The organism is Lentibacillus halodurans (assembly GCF_900112045.1).
Classification (GTDB): domain Bacteria; phylum Bacillota; class Bacilli; order Bacillales; family Amphibacillaceae; genus Lentibacillus; species Lentibacillus halodurans.
In genome coordinates this window covers 49,079-65,676 of sequence record NZ_FOJW01000017.1, presented here as the reverse complement: position 1 = coordinate 65,676, position 16,598 = coordinate 49,079, and the positions used below count along the sequence as shown (strand labels likewise).

Annotated in this window: 17 protein-coding genes and 2 pseudogenes; 1 reads left to right on the top strand and 18 read right to left on the bottom strand. The window is 40.7% G+C overall.

Going from position 1 to position 16,598, the window contains the following annotated elements; translation table 11 throughout:
• Positions 1-342: 342 nt before the first annotated feature.
• The 12 genes and pseudogenes from BM195_RS16285 to BM195_RS16230 all read right to left on the bottom strand — a co-directional run bounded on the left by BM195_RS16285 (position 343) and on the right by BM195_RS16230 (position 11,123).
• On the bottom strand, positions 343-1,092 hold the full coding sequence (locus BM195_RS16285) for an SDR family NAD(P)-dependent oxidoreductase (RefSeq protein WP_090240962.1): 750 nt from the start codon (positions 1,090-1,092) through the stop codon (positions 343-345).
• A 204-nt stretch (positions 1,093-1,296) separates the two neighbouring features.
• On the bottom strand, positions 1,297-2,334 hold the full coding sequence (locus BM195_RS16280) for an NAD-dependent epimerase/dehydratase family protein (protein WP_090240960.1): 1,038 nt from the start codon (positions 2,332-2,334) through the stop codon (positions 1,297-1,299).
• A 316-nt stretch (positions 2,335-2,650) separates the two neighbouring features.
• Complete coding sequence (clpP, locus tag BM195_RS16275) at positions 2,651-3,244, bottom strand: ATP-dependent Clp endopeptidase proteolytic subunit ClpP (RefSeq protein ID WP_090240958.1); 594 nt, start codon at positions 3,242-3,244, stop codon at positions 2,651-2,653.
• An 18-nt stretch (positions 3,245-3,262) separates the two neighbouring features.
• Positions 3,263-4,069 carry an RNA polymerase sigma factor gene (locus BM195_RS16270; protein ID WP_090240956.1) on the bottom strand — a complete coding sequence of 269 codons (807 nt, stop codon included), beginning with the start codon at positions 4,067-4,069 and terminating at the stop codon, positions 3,263-3,265.
• A 478-nt stretch (positions 4,070-4,547) separates the two neighbouring features.
• Positions 4,548-4,862 (bottom strand): DJ-1/PfpI family protein, encoded by a 315-nt coding sequence (locus BM195_RS18695; protein WP_244535790.1) that lies wholly within the window; start codon positions 4,860-4,862, stop codon positions 4,548-4,550.
• Between the two features lie 338 nt (positions 4,863-5,200).
• Complete coding sequence (locus tag BM195_RS19030; protein WP_425283932.1) at positions 5,201-5,479, bottom strand: DUF4306 domain-containing protein; 279 nt, start codon at positions 5,477-5,479, stop codon at positions 5,201-5,203.
• Positions 5,480-5,821: 342 nt separating this feature from the next.
• The gene (locus BM195_RS16250) at positions 5,822-7,348 is read right to left on the bottom strand and encodes a serine hydrolase domain-containing protein (protein ID WP_170848286.1); all 1,527 of its coding nucleotides are present in this window, start codon (positions 7,346-7,348) and stop codon (positions 5,822-5,824) included.
• Between the two features lie 377 nt (positions 7,349-7,725).
• Complete coding sequence (locus BM195_RS16245) at positions 7,726-8,334, bottom strand: dihydrofolate reductase family protein (RefSeq protein WP_244535789.1); 609 nt, start codon at positions 8,332-8,334, stop codon at positions 7,726-7,728.
• 54 nt (positions 8,335-8,388) lie between these two features.
• Positions 8,389-9,781, bottom strand: a pseudogene (locus BM195_RS16240) (MDR family MFS transporter).
• An 88-nt stretch (positions 9,782-9,869) separates the two neighbouring features.
• Complete coding sequence (locus BM195_RS18930; protein WP_280141275.1) at positions 9,870-10,001, bottom strand: hypothetical protein; 132 nt, start codon at positions 9,999-10,001, stop codon at positions 9,870-9,872.
• Between the two features lie 186 nt (positions 10,002-10,187).
• Positions 10,188-10,406: pseudogene (locus BM195_RS16235) on the bottom strand (MFS transporter); the annotation flags it as partial.
• Between the two features lie 207 nt (positions 10,407-10,613).
• Complete coding sequence (locus BM195_RS16230; protein ID WP_170848285.1) at positions 10,614-11,123, bottom strand: DUF2306 domain-containing protein; 510 nt, start codon at positions 11,121-11,123, stop codon at positions 10,614-10,616.
• Positions 11,124-11,262: 139 nt separating this feature from the next.
• On the opposite strand from BM195_RS16230, the gene BM195_RS16225 reads away from it, so the two are divergent.
• A complete protein-coding gene (locus BM195_RS16225; RefSeq protein WP_244535788.1) occupies positions 11,263-11,880 on the top strand; it encodes a tyrosine-type recombinase/integrase in 618 nt (205 codons plus the stop codon).
• Positions 11,881-12,027: 147 nt separating this feature from the next.
• On the opposite strand, the gene rpsI is transcribed toward BM195_RS16225, so the two are convergent.
• The 6 genes from rpsI to BM195_RS16190 all read right to left on the bottom strand — a co-directional run bounded on the left by rpsI (position 12,028) and on the right by BM195_RS16190 (position 16,397).
• Positions 12,028-12,420: a 30S ribosomal protein S9 gene (rpsI, locus tag BM195_RS16220; protein ID WP_090240947.1), complete on the bottom strand. Its 393-nt coding sequence runs from the start codon at positions 12,418-12,420 to the stop codon at positions 12,028-12,030.
• Positions 12,421-12,442: 22 nt separating this feature from the next.
• Complete coding sequence (rplM, locus tag BM195_RS16215; RefSeq protein ID WP_090240943.1) at positions 12,443-12,880, bottom strand: 50S ribosomal protein L13; 438 nt, start codon at positions 12,878-12,880, stop codon at positions 12,443-12,445.
• A gap of 269 nt (positions 12,881-13,149) precedes the next feature.
• Positions 13,150-13,890, bottom strand: a complete 741-nt coding sequence (truA, locus tag BM195_RS16205; RefSeq protein ID WP_342028043.1) for a tRNA pseudouridine(38-40) synthase TruA — start codon at positions 13,888-13,890, stop codon at positions 13,150-13,152.
• A 26-nt stretch (positions 13,891-13,916) separates the two neighbouring features.
• Positions 13,917-14,717 (bottom strand): energy-coupling factor transporter transmembrane component T family protein, encoded by an 801-nt coding sequence (locus BM195_RS16200; RefSeq protein WP_090240938.1) that lies wholly within the window; start codon positions 14,715-14,717, stop codon positions 13,917-13,919.
• Positions 14,710-15,582, bottom strand: coding sequence for an energy-coupling factor ABC transporter ATP-binding protein (locus BM195_RS16195; RefSeq protein ID WP_090240936.1), 873 nt, complete (start codon positions 15,580-15,582; stop codon positions 14,710-14,712). The genes BM195_RS16200 and BM195_RS16195 overlap by 8 nt, the downstream gene beginning before the upstream one ends.
• A complete protein-coding gene (locus BM195_RS16190) occupies positions 15,558-16,397 on the bottom strand; it encodes an energy-coupling factor ABC transporter ATP-binding protein (protein WP_090240934.1) in 840 nt (279 codons plus the stop codon). The genes BM195_RS16195 and BM195_RS16190 overlap by 25 nt, the downstream gene beginning before the upstream one ends.
• Positions 16,398-16,598: the final 201 nt, after the last annotated feature.

Sequence of the window (16,598 nt, the reverse complement as noted above, 5' to 3'; positions counted from 1 at the left end):
CCACATCCAGGCCTATGACAGGATCCATATGTCAATCACTTCCCCTTTTAAAATATTTACCGGCAACCTCTATCTCTCCTACAGTGTCATATCTTCGCTTGTTATACGAGATCATCTTAGATGTCCCAACCAGCCTCACCCATGTTGCTGTAAGTAGAGGGGGAACATTTTTGTGGACGGGATCAATTGAAGTCCCACTGGCCCGTTCGTTCTCCTCCGGCTACCTCTATTAAACCATTAAAAATGGCCAACCAGAAAATAAAATTCTGATTGACCTCATAATACGACTGGCCCGATTGCTGAGGACTAATTCAAAGACTTTTTAAAGTAATTGTTGATCAATTAAATGTAATGCCCTCCAGACACTAATAACACTTGACCTGTTATCCATCTTGCTTGTGCGGAAGAAAAGAAAATTACAGCATCTGATATATCTTTTGGTGTCCCTAATCTATTCATAGGGATGTCAGGTAATACATATTCCTCAAGTTCTTTAGTGATATAACCTGTTTGTACAGGACCAGGTGATATACAATTCACTGTAATTCCTAAATGCCCTACTTCTGTTGCTATGCTCCTAGTATAAGACTCAATTGCCGCCTTACTCGCTCCATAAGAAATCTGATTTGGGAAGTTTTGAGAGGCATCTGTTGAGATATTTATGATACTTGCTTCCTTTTTCTCTTGTTCTTTATGCATTTTCACAAAACGGTTGGTCAGTAGTAGTGTAGCTTTTGTATTTACATTAAAGTGATTGTTAAATGAATCTTCATCTGTCTCAAAAATATTATCAGGAAACAATGCAACTGCTGCATTATTAACTAAGACATCAATAGTTCCAAACAATTCAATGCTTTTATTATATAAACAATCGAGTTCATCTTCATTTCTCAAGTCTGCTTGAATTGGATGAGCTTCAACATTGTACTCATTTAGTGTTTTAATAATCCTTTTAGTCTCTTCCTCATTTTCAAAATAATGAAGGATTATATTACAACCCATGTTGGCGAAATTAAGAGATAACTCTCTTCCTATTCCTGAATGTGCCCCTGTTACTAAGACTGTTTTTCCTATTAAATCTGGGTTAATCATTTATTATCTCCCCACTTATAAAAGAATAAAAACCGAAGTTATTTAAGAATATGGCCCTTTCCCGCAGGATTGGTAGCCAAGCCTTATTCCGGAATTTCGCCCGTTCGTATTATTGAACAAGCTATACTTTAAAGAAACTATTCGTTTAGCTTTTTAACCAATTCGGAAATTCTACAACGTCCCTGTCTTTAGTTTAATAAATATTTATACTTTTAAGTCCTTCCATAATTCCAGCAGTTTTCTTTCACGTTTTAGATCCATACCACTTTTTCTATCTTCATGTTGCGAACGTGTTTTCTCCCAAGCAAAAATGTCATTAATGATATCTGAAAGTGAACGGAATGTTAATCCATGTTTCATTGCTTTTTTATTACTCATCGCTAAAAAGCCTATCCATGGTTTATCTTTACCTGGCATGGGATATTCTTCGGGTATCCATAAAGGCATTTCCCCCCAAGGCTCTACTTGATTATCCATTAAAAATTTTTCACTCACCCAGGTAAGCCTCGTATCGCTATTCATTACACTCTTACACTCTTGGAGTAATTGTTCCATAGTAAGCGTGTATTCTGGACCAACAGCATTAAATGTACCTGTTACATTTTGTTCCATCATTCTAATAATCCATTGTGATAAGTCTTTTGCATCAATGATTTGAATTGGGCGTTGAGGTCTACCTGGAGCTAAAACTTCCCCTCCCTGTGATATTCTGTTAATCCAATAGGGTAACCGATCCGTATAATCATAAGGGCCCACAAGTTGGCCAGCGCGAATGACTAAAACCTTTCCAGGCATTTCTTTTTCAGCTGCCTTTTCACTTAAAGCTTTTAAATGACCATAATATTCACCGTATATTGGACCAGAAGTTCCACGAGTTATTTCTTCCACTTTATCAGAATCCATCGTATTTACTTCTGCATTCTCATCTATACCTGGCTCGCTTAGGTCTTTATAGACAGAACCACTTGATATATATGTATAATGGTTAACATGATTAAGAATGTTTGCAGATTTTGATACAGTTCCTGGGAAAAAACCACAAGTATCAACGACAGCATCCCATTTACATCCCTTTAATATTTCCAGGTCCCCATCACGATCCCCTCTTAACTGTTCAATTTCAGGAAAGATGTCAGGGTTGCTTCCACGATTAAATAGCGTCACATTATGCTTTCTTTCTATAGCAGCTTCTACTAAAAACTTACCTAAAAACCGTGTGCCACCTAAAATTAAGATGTCCATGCTATTCCTCCTACAAAGTAATGGTATTAAGAGCAGCTAAACGCATTCATTAATATGTGAATCAAATTTACTTTTATTTTTTTAATAAACGAAATATGAGGGTGAAATACATACCCCTAAAAGCCTTTTTCTTTATTTTGAAAAACTAGTTAAATTTAGTCTACTACAAAACGACTCCAGAAGTGTGCCCCATTACTTAATAAGGGACGCCTCTTAATGAAGTATCCCTGTCGTACGGTTTCTATTTTTGTTTCACAAAATCTGCTGACATTAGGCTGTAATCACCAACTTTATGAAATCCTTACCTTACCAGTAATTAAACTGAATCCACTGATTTTACAACCTTATCAATCATCCCGTATACTTTCGCTTCCTCTGCTGTCATAAAGTAATCACGATCTGTATCTTTGTCTATTTTCTCAACCGGCTGGTCGGTACGTTCGGAAAGGATTTTGTTAATTCTTTTTCGCATATGAATAATACGGCGAGCACTAATTTCAATATCACTTGCTTGCCCTTTTGCGCCACCTAACGGCTGGTGAATGACTATTTCACTGTTCGGTAAAGCTAGTCGTTTTCCTTTTGCTCCGGCCACGAGTAGCATGGCTCCGAAAGAGGCTGCAAATCCAGTACAAATTGTTTGCACATCCGGCTTGATAAACTGCATCGTATCATAGATAGCAAATCCCGCGGTGATTGATCCACCCGGACTGTTAATGTACAGGGAAATATCTTTTTCAGAGTCCTCCGCTGCCAAAAACAATAATTGAGCCACAATACTATTAGCAATTTCATCATTAACCTCTGTCCCAAGAAACACAACCCGGTCCTTTAATAACCGTGAATAAATATCATACGAGCGTTCCCCGCGATTTGTTTGCTCAACGACATATGGAATGACATTCGACATCCTAGATAACTCCTTTCTTTATGACGCGAATGAAGAAGACTCTTGCGTCAACCATGTCAACGAACTCAGCCATTCTGACCGATAGAACGGTATAAATAAAAGATTCCCATTCTTAACCTGGATTGCCACAAGTAAGTATGACACACCTACTCTCGAAATTTGTTGTATTGCCACCCTTGGTCCAGAAACCATTTGAACATATGGGACGGACATTTGGTGGGGTTCCAACATTTCTTTTTGAAAGAGATCTATTAGTTTTTCCGGTTTTCCATTTCGTATTGCAGTGACATACGTTATAACTCTGTCATGGTCCATGTTCAAATCATCTTCTTTTTTCACCCGATTCAAACTTCTTCGAGCACGATGGAGAGCTGCCTTCACTGCCCCTTCACTTGTTCTAGTCATCTCTGCGATCTCCTGTGCTGTGTAGTCCATTCCAGACAGCAACATGGCCACGCGTTGTTTAGGCGTAAGCTCACGCAGTAACATTTCCATTGCACTAAACATAACATCTGGATTCATTTCTTTCTTCGCCATCCGTTCAGATATATCCTGATTAAAGTCTACATCCGGCTTGCGTTTTCGGTATTCATCAATCCATGTATTGGAGGCAATTCGAAATAAATAAGCCTTGGACATTGACTTCGGTGTTCCAATCCAGCTTTTATAAGCCTTGGTCAATGTTTCCTGCATCAGGTCTTCTCCGTCCCATGTTGACTTCATCAAGGATTGGCAATAGTTTACCAAGTCCTTCAGGTATGGTTGAACAGCATTTTCAAAGTTTTCATTCGCTTCAGCGAGAGTTTTTTGTACATGCGGCCGCATTGCAAATCACTCCTCAATTTTGGTCTTTCACTTATTATAAACGAAAAATCAAAACGAAAAGATACGGGTATTTAAAAAAGAAATAATTTTTTTGAGCAAATGGATGGTCTTGGCTAATTTTATTATTACTCTTTTATTCCACAAAATGTCCCAAGAATTAAAAAAAGGGCGCACTCTTTCAATTCTCGCGCCCGTTCGTATTATGGAAAATCATTGATTTCACAGATGAAAAAAGGTCAATCGGAACGATTGGGTGATCCTTTCATTATAGAAATTTTACCCCCTTAGTTGATTTTTAAAGAACAGTACTGTTTCTAACTCATCTTCCCTATCCTTAAAAATTTTCAACTCTTTTCCAACCGCTACAGCAAATTCAATATAAGCGTTTCCCTCAGTCGTAATTAGATTTTCGCATACAGTTACATCTGTTCCGCTCATAAACTTATCATCAAAATAATGAGTATATTCCGGGTTATCGTCAATGGATGTTGAATACTTTCTTTCGCGCAAAATGCCAGCCGCTGCGTTCATCAAATCGACGAATCGCTTTGAGCAAACGTTCATCTTTATCAAATGGAGCCGGTTCTCCTCCCGGTATGATCAAAATATCGTAATTCGAGGGATCACACGCTTCAATATTCAAATCAACCTTTACTTTGAACTTTCCTTCATGAGTGACTTCCTCATTTAATGCTGCAGTATTAATTTCGACGTCACAGACATTTAACATGTAGGACAAAGGACTAATTTCCCAATCAACATACCCTTCGTATAAAAAGAATAATGCTTTCAACTGTTGAACCCCTTATAAAATTTTTAGGCTTATGGACGAAACAACTTGGGTTTTACCACCTTTTTATTGTATTCCATAATATCAACCCCTTTAAAGTTTTCCTGAGAAAATTCTTCCAAACTAATTTTAACATAATATTCCTAAAGATAATCCGTTTTGTGGAACTATTAAATCCTTCTCATAGCTGTTGAACAAGATTCATTAGTCAGTGATCTAGCCCAATAATGCGATTTTAAGTCCTGTCCCTTATTCCGTTTTCACACTCCGTTTGTTTAAAACTTAGCTTACAACTTTATTAGAATTCCTCTTTAAAATTTGAAAGCAAAAAAGTATGGCAGTTATAGTGCAAAGCCCACATTTAATAAGCAAAAGTAAAATAAGATTTGGCCTCCTGGCGTAGGAGAGTTAAAATAGCTTAGCAGAAATAATCCTCCACCTAGAAATGAAAAATAATACGTAAACAAATTATGCATTAACAAATATAAACTACTTATTGTCATAATGACTGGAAAAGTGGGCTGAAATTTCGCAGCATATATAAAATGGTCAAGTTGTGAAATTTGATTACTGCTTTGAATTTCATTATAGAACAATTGGGAAAATAGTGTTGTAACCAAGATGGATGTTGAGAACGTTACCAATTATCCAAATCAGAGGAGACAAAATAAATAACAAAACTAGTCCAGTGAACATATATTTTATATATTATTTTCTATTCACACCTTCTCTTAATTCCCAAAGACCCAATGTTATTAAATTTAAACCAATCATAATCGAAATGATTGGAAGTAGAATAAGTAATCCTCCATTTTTCTAAGTAGTTCACTTACCATGGAGAAAACTTAAAATAACAGTATAATTATCTTATGAAACAGCAACATTTTAAGACCGTAATTAACAAGTTAATTAGTTATGAAATTAAATCATTAAAAAACATTTACCCAAAATGCGCCTAGCATTTATTTTTTAAGCAGCAGCCCGATCTCCGCTATGCCCTTTAGGAATACAGCAATTGCCATGAATTTCACCCAGAGAATGATATCGGGCTGATAGAGGCTTAAGACATGCCATATTGGCAATATGTCCGTAACAGTCAGCAGAAGAACCGTGCTGGGCCAGAAGAGGTGCAGCACGATAATCAAAACTGCACGCCAAACTAAACCTTTACTATTCGTGCTGTGAAGCGCAGATAAGCGGCGATAACGTTTCAATACCCGGACAAGGGAAAATAAAAACCATGCACTTAACAGTACAACCAATCCATTTACAATCCAGTATTTTTGTTGCATGCTCAGCCCTTGAGCGGGCAAGGTACGATTCATCATCTGGCTGATTACACCGGAAGCGATGTGGGTGGTTGTGCTGGTCTCCATATCAAAAAAAGATGAATCCATGGCATTAAGAACGTTGGCAAGGACCACCACCCCAATACCTGCTTCAGGGGAAAACCATATATGCGACTGATAGCCTATCGTTCCGCCAGCATGCCCGATGACTGGAATGCCACTGACTTTATCAGAAAGCCAGCCCATCGCATATGTTTGAGGGACAGGTTCTGTCTGCATCAGGCTCATGCTGGATGGAGAAAGTACGGATCCATCGTCATAATACCCCTCATTTAATTGCGCGATAAGATAATGACTTAAATCTTTCGCGCTGGACATGATATAGCCAGCTGGCACATCTCCCCTGCTATAGGCATGTGAACTCGTATATGCTATGTTCCATCCAAACCACCTGCGATGGGGATCAGCTAAGCCATGCTTAAGCGCTTCCCCCTGCAAGGTGAAACTGCGGTCCATACCCAATGGCGTAAATATATGTTCTTTAATATAGCTTTCGTAGGATTGGCCAGTCACCTTTTGCACAATTAACCCAAGCAGAACATAATTATCATTTGCATACTCGTAAGATTGCCCAACTGGACGATTTAACTCTACACGACCATCCATATAAATTTTTGTTCTTTTTTCCAGTGCATCTGCTTCGCTGTATGATTCGGATACGGTTTTATCTCCCGGAAATGGTGGAAGACCACTTGTTTGATGAAGCAAATGACGTACAGTTATTTGTGATGAAGCATCCTGAGATTGATTTCCGGCGGTGGAGTTGCTATCGCTGGAGGATAGCTTGCCAACGACCTGAAATGCGGGAATATATTGCTGCACTGGTGCATCCAAATCAATCTTGCCTTCTTCCACCAATTGCAAAACAGCCATGGCGGTAATAGATTTGCTATTAGACCCAATGATAAAAGGTGTTTCAGCTGTCACTGGCTGACCAGATGAATCCGTTTGACCATAACCTTTCAGATGAATGATGCGGCCATCTTTCACAATGCCCAGCGCGAGACCAGGAATGCTTTGTGCCTTCATTTCATCCGTAATATAAGCATCGACCTTCGAAAGAACATCGTCGGCGCCGTATGCTACTTGATGGCCCTGGGTTTCCAATAAAAAGAACCCATTTATCCACAAACTAATCATCAGAACCATGCTGCCAAAAATCAGGTTACTCTTTTTGCCGATTGTCCACTCCCCCTCATACGAATAGTGATTGGAATCATTCTTATTTGCATCATCGCATATGCCCCTTTGATTTCACTTAAAATTCCATATTTAGTTTCCACATCCCTTCATTCCTTAACATGTATAAGTGGTAGGCAAGGAGGAACATCCTTCTACTATTGAACATGCTCAAGCATCATTTACCAGATATATAATCGTAAGGATCAAAATGGCATGCGGATCAGCTTAGTTGTAAAGATATTATTGAAGATAAACGCCCTTTTAAGGAAGAAAGAATTTATTAAAACTCTGGTAATCATGAACTTGGTCTTAACAACGATGACAAAGGTCGATTATTACTCGACACTTTGATCTATCCTCTGATAGCGCAAATGGACAACCCGGGAGTCGAACGTACGTGTTTTAACAAGCTGCAGGTTGATCCTATCGTCCAACCTCTTGAACATTGGAGTGCCATTCCCCAGGACGACGGGGTGAATGTAGAGCCAGTATTCATCAATCAAGTTGAGCTTCATGAAGGTCGTGGCGATGTTGGAACCCCCAAGAACCATGTCTTTACCGGGTTGTTCCTTCAGCTTTTTTATTTCTTGGGTGATGTTATTCTTTACCACCCTGGCATTCCCTTCGACCCTATCAAGTGTCTTCGAGAACACGATCTTAGTTACTTCCTTCCACTTACGAGCAAACTCGATCTCGTTCTCTGTGGCCAAAGGGTCAGTGTCCGCCGTTGGCCAGTAGCTCGCCATATTCTCATACGTCCGACGCCCGTATAGATGCGTATCAAACGCATCCTCTTGATTGTTTATATACTTAAAAAGTTCTTCGTCAGGAGCGCTCCAATCGATTTCACGGTTCAATCCCTCGGTAAAGCCATCGAGCGACACCATCTGTGAGTAGATGACTTTTCTCTGTATCGAGGTGTCGGGATTCTTTTTCATTATCATATGATTTCTCCTCCTTGTTTTTTCTAATTTTTCTTCCTTAAAAAAGACACCTTCTTATTCAAGAAGCGCGCCTGTTTGTAGAACAATAGAAATAACTGCCAAAACCGCTGGAACAAGCGCAGCTAAGAATGTTAAAGCAATCGAAGTTGACAAGGCATCGACTCCCTTTTGCAAGGCTTCTTCTGACATCTGGTTACAGCCTCTCGGTGACAACAAACTTCTTGTGTTCCACGTTATATTATTATTGTTCGCAAACTGAGAAGCGATTTTATCTACAAAGATACTTCTTTGCACAATCCCGAAAAGTGTGATTGAAAACCTGTTCGTCGAGGAAGCTGATCCTCGACGCTGAAAATCAAAATTGTGTATGGCTGCCATACTTAACACGGAAAATGAGAATCCAGCACCAAAACCGGTAATGGCCATATACAGCGTAATCATCACACGAGCAGTCCCGTCGTCCAGAGTACTTAATAGAAAGATTCCCGGGAAAAAAACACACTGGCCATGATCATAATATTCTTATAGCTGGTCTTCGTCGTTAAAAACCCCCCTGCTTGACTTCCGGCAACGGAACCGAGCATCATCGGCATCAATATCAGACCTGCATTTGTCGCTGAACCTCCAAACACACCCTGTACAAAAATAGGAATGTACGTAATGGCTGTAAAATATAAGCTACACCGATAAGCAATGCTGCAGCACAGCTTGTTATAAACAATCGATCCTTAAACATGCTGAAGGAAATGATTGGATCGGCTGCTTTTGTTTCGATATATAGAAACATGACAAGAAAAACAACAAACGCCGCAAACAGACCAATGATAAAGGTAGAGCCCCAGGCATAATGCTTTCCACCCAGTTGAAGAGCAAACATCAGAGCCACAATGGCCAATACAAGTGTGACTGCCCCCCACCAATCGATTTTCTGCTTCGAATGTTCAAATGACTCACGGTAAAATAAGACAATAAAAAGAAAGGACAGCATACCAATTGGCAAATTCACGTAAAATACCCAGTGCTAGCTGACATATTCGGTAATGTAGGCACCGAGAAGCGGCCCCAAGATGCTTGATATTTCGAAAACCGTACCGACTAGCCCCATCATTTTACCTCTCTTTTCGGGCGGAAAAATATCGACAACGATTGTAAAAGCAATCGGCATGAGCGCCCCGCCAACGATACCTTGAATGGCACGGTAAAAAATGAGTTGGAGCACGCTGCCTGCGATACCGCAAAGCATGGAACCGAGTAAAAACAACGCCAATCCAAAGATGAAAAACCGTTTGCGTCCATACATATCAGACAACTTTCCAAAGATTGGCGTGCTAGCCATCATCATAACCAGGTAAGCAGACGTTACCCAGATAAATTTGTCGAAACCACCCAGATCGCCAATAATGGTAGGCAAAGCCGTGGCAACGACCGTGCTATCCATTCCTGCCATTAGCAGGCCAGCAAGCAAACCTGTAAGAACAAATCCTGCCTGTTTTTGGAAGATGGAACTTTTTGTGATGAAAACCAAACATTAATTGTCAGAGGCCGTAAGTGCATGGCCGGATTGTATTGCTAAAGCCTTCTGGCTTTACACTTGCGATTCCCCTTGGAATTGATTCTGCACCTTCAATAAACCAACCTCTTGTCAATTCAAATTGTAAATGGTCCATACATTTCCCTCCCGTTCAAATATTTTTAACCAAGTTATGTCTATTTTACAGTAAATTCAACCAAAAGGTTTCTTTTATATTGCTAGTTTTCTAGAAGCCCGGTGAAAAAGTCTAACTGTGCTAGGAATTTCCTTGCTTTATGTCGAATATAGTCAATAGCACACTAATAAAAAGGATGATCGTCTATTTGCGTCCATACATATCAGACAACTTTCCAAAGATTGGCGTGTTAGCCATCATCATAACCAGGTAAGCAGACGTTACCCAGATAAATTTGTCGAAACCACCCAGATCGCCAATAATGGTAGGCAAAGCCGTGGCAACGACCGTGCTATCCATTCCTGCCATTAGCAGGCCAGCCAGCAAACCCGTAAGAACAAATCCCGCCTGGTTTCTTTTTTGCATCCCGGATCCTCCTCCCTCTCTTATTGGTGAACTTAACAGAATACAACTTCAAAAATTCACTCACCGATTAGACCTTTAGCCAAAGCATCAATATATTCCTTCATTACAGGAATGCTCCTTTTGCTTTTTTGTCCAGGAGCATCCACTCGACAATCGCAATATTATAAACAAGCCCCAACCAAATGTTCACCTTAAGCACTTCTTCGATCATCTGCTCTTTACGCCTGGAAGGGTGAAATCGTTCAAAGCAACATAACCAAGGAGAAGAATCGGCACCACCAAACGGGCACTCACAGCCACAAGGGTTATACCAAAACCGCGCATCATCCATATACGATGTTCCTTAAAATGTTTTTTTACAGCTTTACGGTATCCTTTCCAGGTTGTAAATAACCATAAAACAGCTAATGCGAGAAAAGCCATTGCTTTTGTAAAGTCTTCAGCGTAAAAGGTCACGCCGAAAGCAAGCAAGTCACTTATAAAGACACTCATAACATAAATCCTTCCAATATGGCGATGAACCTTTGGATTTTTAAGACGGATCCGTTCTATAAACTGAAGAAAACCTGTCACCAACGCGATAAAGGCTAAAACAATATGCGTTACCGGTACCGGATATTGGATTGTAGCCGATGTAATCTCTACACGGCTTTTACCAGGATCGAGAGTTTTTGAAAGGTTCTCTGAAGAGAAGTTTCCTAAAATTTCAAAGTCCAATGTGCTTGGATACACTGCATCATTTAAAAAAGCAGAAGCCCTTCATGACATGAAATTTGTTAATATCAAAAAGTCGCATCTACAATCAGTAATCGACAACTGCGACAGATCACATGGTACGAAAAGGAAAATCAAAGTCTTGTTCAATCAATTATATAAATACGCAATGGAAAATGATTTAATTCAAAAAGATTATTCAAGATTTGTAGAACTACCGAAAAATGATTCCAAAAGCTCACGCAAGCCGTTTTCACTCGATGAAATTGATAAATTATGGAACAATGTCCATCGTTTGGATGATATCGATACTGTTCTCATCATGATCTATACTGGATTACGTCCTGGTGAGCTTGTAGAGGTAAAAAATAAAAACATCTATCTTGAAGAAAGATATTTCCGTGGTGGTTTTAAAACAGAAGCTGGAACAAATCGACTGGTTCCTATTCATAAAAAAATATATTCGCTTATTGATGCTCGAATGGATTCGAAAAACGAATACTTAATCGTGAATCAGGAGGGAAATAAAATGAGTTACTACACGTATTACCACGAAAGATGGAAAAAAATTATGGAACAGTTAGAAATGAATCATAAACCCCATGATTGTCGTCATACCTTTGCAACCCTAATGGATAATGTTGATGCCAATAAGTTGTCCATTAAGCGAATAATGGGACATGCATCTAAAGATATCACAGACAAAGTTTATACACATAAAGACATAGAACAGCTTCTCATAGCGATTGACAAGCTGTGAGAAGCTACTGTTTCTCTTTAAAATTTTGTATATTACTCGTATATTACTTGTATATTATGTGTGAATTTTTACTAGTTTTTAAAGCAACGCATATATAGTCAAATCCCCCAACCACAAGAGGTTGAGGGATTTGAAAAACTTGATTTCTTAACGTTTTGAGAATTGTGGTGAACGGCGTGCGCCTTTGAGACCGTATTTTTTTCGTTCGGTCATACGTGCATCACGTGTCAAGTATCCTTCGCGCTTAAGGGTTGCACGGTATTCCGGATCTGCTTCCAGAAGTGCACGGGCGATACCGTGGCGGACAGCACCAGCTTGGCCGGTAAAACCTCCGCCATCTACATTAACCAGCACATCATACGTACCTTCTGTTTCGGTCGCTTTTAGCGGCTGGTTTAAAATAATACGCTGTGTTTCATATGGAAAGTAGTCTTCTGCATTACGTTTGTTAATGACAACACGGCCGGTTCCTGGAACAAGGCGGACACGTGCAGTTGATGTTTTACGACGTCCGGTGCCGTAATATTGTACTTGTGCCAAATTGATTTACCTCCTTTTTTGATTATCCGTGAAGCTCGTAAACTTCCGGTTTTTGTGCTTGATGGTTATGCTCAGAACCTCTGTATACGTGCAGTTTTTTACCCATTTTACGTCCTAGAGATCCTTTGGGAAGCATTCCTTTAACCGTTGTCTCAAGCATTTTTTCCGGATAACTTGAACGCATTTCATTTGCAGAGCGTGCTTTTAGTCCACCTGGATAGTTTGAATGACGATAATACATTTTATCCGTCAGCTTTTTACCAGTCAATTCGATCTTTTCAGCATTGATAACGATGACGTGATCACCGGTATCAGCGTGTGGTGTGTAAGTTGGTTTATGCTTTCCGCGCAGGATTGCAGCAACTTCACTTGCCAGACGGCCAAGACGTTTGCCTTCAGCATCCACAACAAACCATTTGCGTTCGATGTTATTTTCATTGGCCATGAAAGTTGTGCGCATGGTTTTTCCCTCCATTTAAAATCAGTTCGTAACAGTAATCGTTGTTTATATTTCATCACAATTAGTTTCCGGGGCTAATCGTGGTTCAAATAAAAATACCACAAATCATCATATACCAGAACCTTATGAATGTCAAGCTTTGCGGGCATTTTTCTTAGGATAAAGAGGGCCCTTATCAAACCATCCCGCTCCCACTTAAATTTTGTTATGGCTTGTCGATTATTTCCCGGGAAATGGTGAAAAGTATCTTTCTTGTATTTCACAGACTATCATCTTTCCTCATACTTCACATTCCACAAATACAACCCTTGAGGAGGCACGGTGTCTCCAGCAGACTGCCGTTCTTTTTTGCCAAACAGCTCTTCGATTTCAGACGGCTGTCGTTTGCCCCTTCCAACATCCAGGAGGGTTCCGACAATGATACGAGCCATATTATATAAAAAGCCGTTTCCTCTTAGGATAAATTCGATCCGGCTTCCGTCATGATGACAGGAAACTTCATATAAATGACGTATCTTGCTGCCTTTGATATCTGCTTTCGCCGACGAAAATGTGGTGAAGTCATGCAAGCCTTCAAAATACTGCCCGGATTCTTGCATTTTTGCCACATCCAAAGTATACGGATAGTGGTACACATAATGTTGTTTAAAAACATCGGGTTCCAGTTCATTAAATATATAATACCGATATTCCTTTTCTATCACATCAAAACGGGCATGAAACGAATCCGGCACTTGTGCTGCATCATTCACATATATATCAGGCGGGAGCACCGTATTCAGTGCCCGCTTCCAGTCAGCCGGTGAGAGTGTATAATCTGATTCGAAATGCAAGGTCTGTGCTTTTGCATGAACACCCTTATCTGTTCTGCCTGATGCATAAACCCGGATATGCTCACCTTTGTGAATTTTCGCCAGGGCCTTTTCCATTTCTCCTTGGATCGTCCGGTTCCGCGGCTGGATCTGCAGGCCTGAAAAATTTGTACCATCATAGCTAATGACACATTTCATCTTCGTCACGTCTTTCCAGCCCTTTCTCAATAATGTCTGGTGAAAAATAATGCCGTCACAACTGTAATAAATACTACAAATATCAGGAAGTCTCGCAGTTCAAACTTTAATTCGCGCAGCTTCGTCCGTCCCTCGCCGCCCTGATATCCGCGTGCTTCCATCGCCATTGCCAGTTCCTCCGCCCGCTTGAACGCACTGACAAACAGTGGAACAAGTAATGGAACCACGGCTTTAATGCGTTCTTTTATCGGCCCGGTACGGAAATCAACGCCGCGTGATGCTTGTGCTTTTGATATTTTTTCGGTTTCCTGCATGAGTGTCGGGATAAACCGCAATGAAATGGACATCATCAGCGCCAATTCATGAACCGGAAATCGTACCTTTTTTAACGGATGAAGCATGTCTTCAATTGCATCGGTTATTTCAATCGGTGTAGTGGTTAATGTCAGCAGCGATGTCACGAGAATAAGCAGAAAAAATCGCATCGATATGGCAAAACCTTGTATGAGTGCTCCTGAATAAATGCTGAATCCGAAAATATCGATTAAAACGTCTCCTTCATTCGTGACAACCAAATGCAGTATAAACGTAAATACGATCAGAAACCATACCGGCGTCAGTCCCTTTAAAATATAGTGGACTGGAATTCTCGTCGCAAGCATACTGCCAAGTGCAAAAATCGTTAATACACTATAGCTTAATACCGAATTGGCCAAAAATACAATGAAAACAAAGAAAAAAATGATGGTTATCTTCGTCCTTGGATCGAGACGGTGAAGAAGGGATTCTCCGGGCACATATTGACCAATAATCAATGTATTATTCATCCGATCCGGCCCCCTTCAGAATTTGCCGGATCTCCCAAGCAAGGTCGGCCGGGGATTGCCGCCGGAAAGGGATATCGTGGCCGAATTTTTCCGAAAAAGCATTGAGAAACTGTACCATTTCCGGGACATCAAGCTGTACTTTGTGAAGTGCGTCTTTTTGTATCAGTATGTCTGTTGGGTTACCTTCCATATATTTTGTGCCGTCATTTAAAATGATCACGTTATCGGCATATTGTACAGCATGTTCCATACTATGCGTTACAAGGATTGTTGTCAGACCCTCTCGTTTATGCAGATCATAAAACATGTCCATCATCTCTTGCTGTCCCCGCGGATCAAGACCTGCTGTCGGCTCATCCAATACAACCACGTCCGGTTTTGTGGCCAGTACGCCGGCAATCGCTGCCCTGCGCATTTGGCCGCCGCTCAAATCAAACGGAGAACGCTCGAGCAACTCTTCTGTCAAGCCAACTTGAGGTGTAATCTCCTCAATTCGCTCTTCAATTGCATCCTGGGGAGCTCCAAAGTTTTCCGGACCAAATGCGATATCCTTTCTGACTGTTTCCTCAAATAATTGATGCTCCGGATACTGAAAAACAACCCCAACACGGCTGCGCAACGTTTTCATGTTGTCGGGTTTTTCATCACTGGTTATACGGTAATCACCAATGGTAACTTCCCCTTCACTTGGACGTACTAATCCATTCAGATGCTGAATCAGGGTCGATTTCCCGGAGCCTGTATGACCGATTATCGCTGTAAAAGAACCGGCTGGGATATAAAATGATAGATTTGCAAGTGCCTTGTGTGCAAAAGGTGTTTTTTCCTGATAAATATAACTTACATTGTTGAACGTGATATCCATAGTTCCTCCAGCAGTTCTTCGTGATTTAGGACTTCATTTGCAACCGGTAAGCCTGTTTTTCGCAGTTCGTCAGACAGAGCTGCAACAAATGGGATATCCAGTCCGATTTCGCGCAGCTCCGTCCTTTTTGCAAAAATCTCTCTTGGTGTCGCTTCATCCCATATCTCCCCTTGATTCATCACAATGACACGTTCTGCCTGGACGACTTCCTGAAGATTATGGGTGATGGTAATCAGGGAAAGGTGACGTTCCTCCTGGACACTTGCTACGGTCTTCATAATTTCTGTCCTGCCCCTTGGATCAAGCATAGCGGTTGCTTCATCCAGAATAAGCACTTGCGGAAAAATAGCCAGTACACTTGCGATCGCCACCCGCTGTTTCTGACCTCCCGAAAGTTTGTGCGGCTCAGTTAATCGGTATTCCTGCATACCAACTGCTGATAGCGTTTCATTCATCCGCTTTACCATTTCATCTCTTGGAATACCGCGGTTTTCCATCCCAAAAGCGACGTCGTCCTGTACAGTTGTACCGACAAACTGGTTGTCCGGATTTTGAAAAACCATTCCGACGTCCTGGCGAATCTCCCATATGGAGTCGTGTGTTACATTTCGACCATTAATGATAATTTGGCCTTCTTGTGGAAACAGCAGACCATTCATCAATTTCGCAATGGTGGACTTGCCTGATCCATTATGACCGATAATCGCAATCGCTTCATTCTCGTAGATTTCAAATGAACAATTTTTTAATACCCAGGGCTGCTCTTCACCGTATCTGAATGATACATTTCTAAACTCGACTAGTTTATTTCGCATCTCCGCTCCCCTTCTTTCTCAGCGCCGTTAAAGACCTATTCTTTCGTAGGCTGTCTTCGTAAAAGATTGCTGTATGGCATGAAGAGCACAGAGAGAAATATGCTTGGTGCTCGTCGCGGTGCAAAGTGTTTCTGCGAAGCGTACGCTCCTCACAACTCGCAGCTTACTCGGTGGATGTGTCCTCGTCACTTTCCGCGAACG

Excerpts from the sequence above, each read along its gene's own strand:
- rplM (WP_090240943.1), bottom strand. The coding sequence starts at position 12,880 with ATGCGCACAACTTTCATGGCCAATGAAAATAACATCGAACGCAAATGG.
- BM195_RS16245 (WP_244535789.1), bottom strand. The coding sequence starts at position 8,334 with ATGATAATGAAAAAGAATCCCGACACCTCGATACAGAGAAAAGTCATC.
- BM195_RS16285 (WP_090240962.1), bottom strand. The coding sequence starts at position 1,092 with ATGATTAACCCAGATTTAATAGGAAAAACAGTCTTAGTAACAGGGGCA.
- BM195_RS16190 (WP_090240934.1), bottom strand. The coding sequence starts at position 16,397 with ATGCGAAATAAACTAGTCGAGTTTAGAAATGTATCATTCAGATACGGT.
- truA (WP_342028043.1), bottom strand. The coding sequence starts at position 13,890 with ATGAAATGTGTCATTAGCTATGATGGTACAAATTTTTCAGGCCTGCAG.
- clpP (WP_090240958.1), bottom strand. The coding sequence starts at position 3,244 with ATGTCGAATGTCATTCCATATGTCGTTGAGCAAACAAATCGCGGGGAA.
- BM195_RS16250 (WP_170848286.1), bottom strand. The coding sequence starts at position 7,348 with ATGATTAGTTTGTGGATAAATGGGTTCTTTTTATTGGAAACCCAGGGC.
- BM195_RS16280 (WP_090240960.1), bottom strand. The coding sequence starts at position 2,334 with ATGGACATCTTAATTTTAGGTGGCACACGGTTTTTAGGTAAGTTTTTA.
- BM195_RS16270 (WP_090240956.1), bottom strand. The coding sequence starts at position 4,069 with ATGCGGCCGCATGTACAAAAAACTCTCGCTGAAGCGAATGAAAACTTT.
- BM195_RS18930 (WP_280141275.1), bottom strand. The coding sequence starts at position 10,001 with ATGGACCATTTACAATTTGAATTGACAAGAGGTTGGTTTATTGAAGGT.
- BM195_RS16200 (WP_090240938.1), bottom strand. The coding sequence starts at position 14,717 with ATGAATAATACATTGATTATTGGTCAATATGTGCCCGGAGAATCCCTT.
- BM195_RS16195 (WP_090240936.1), bottom strand. The coding sequence starts at position 15,582 with ATGGATATCACGTTCAACAATGTAAGTTATATTTATCAGGAAAAAACA.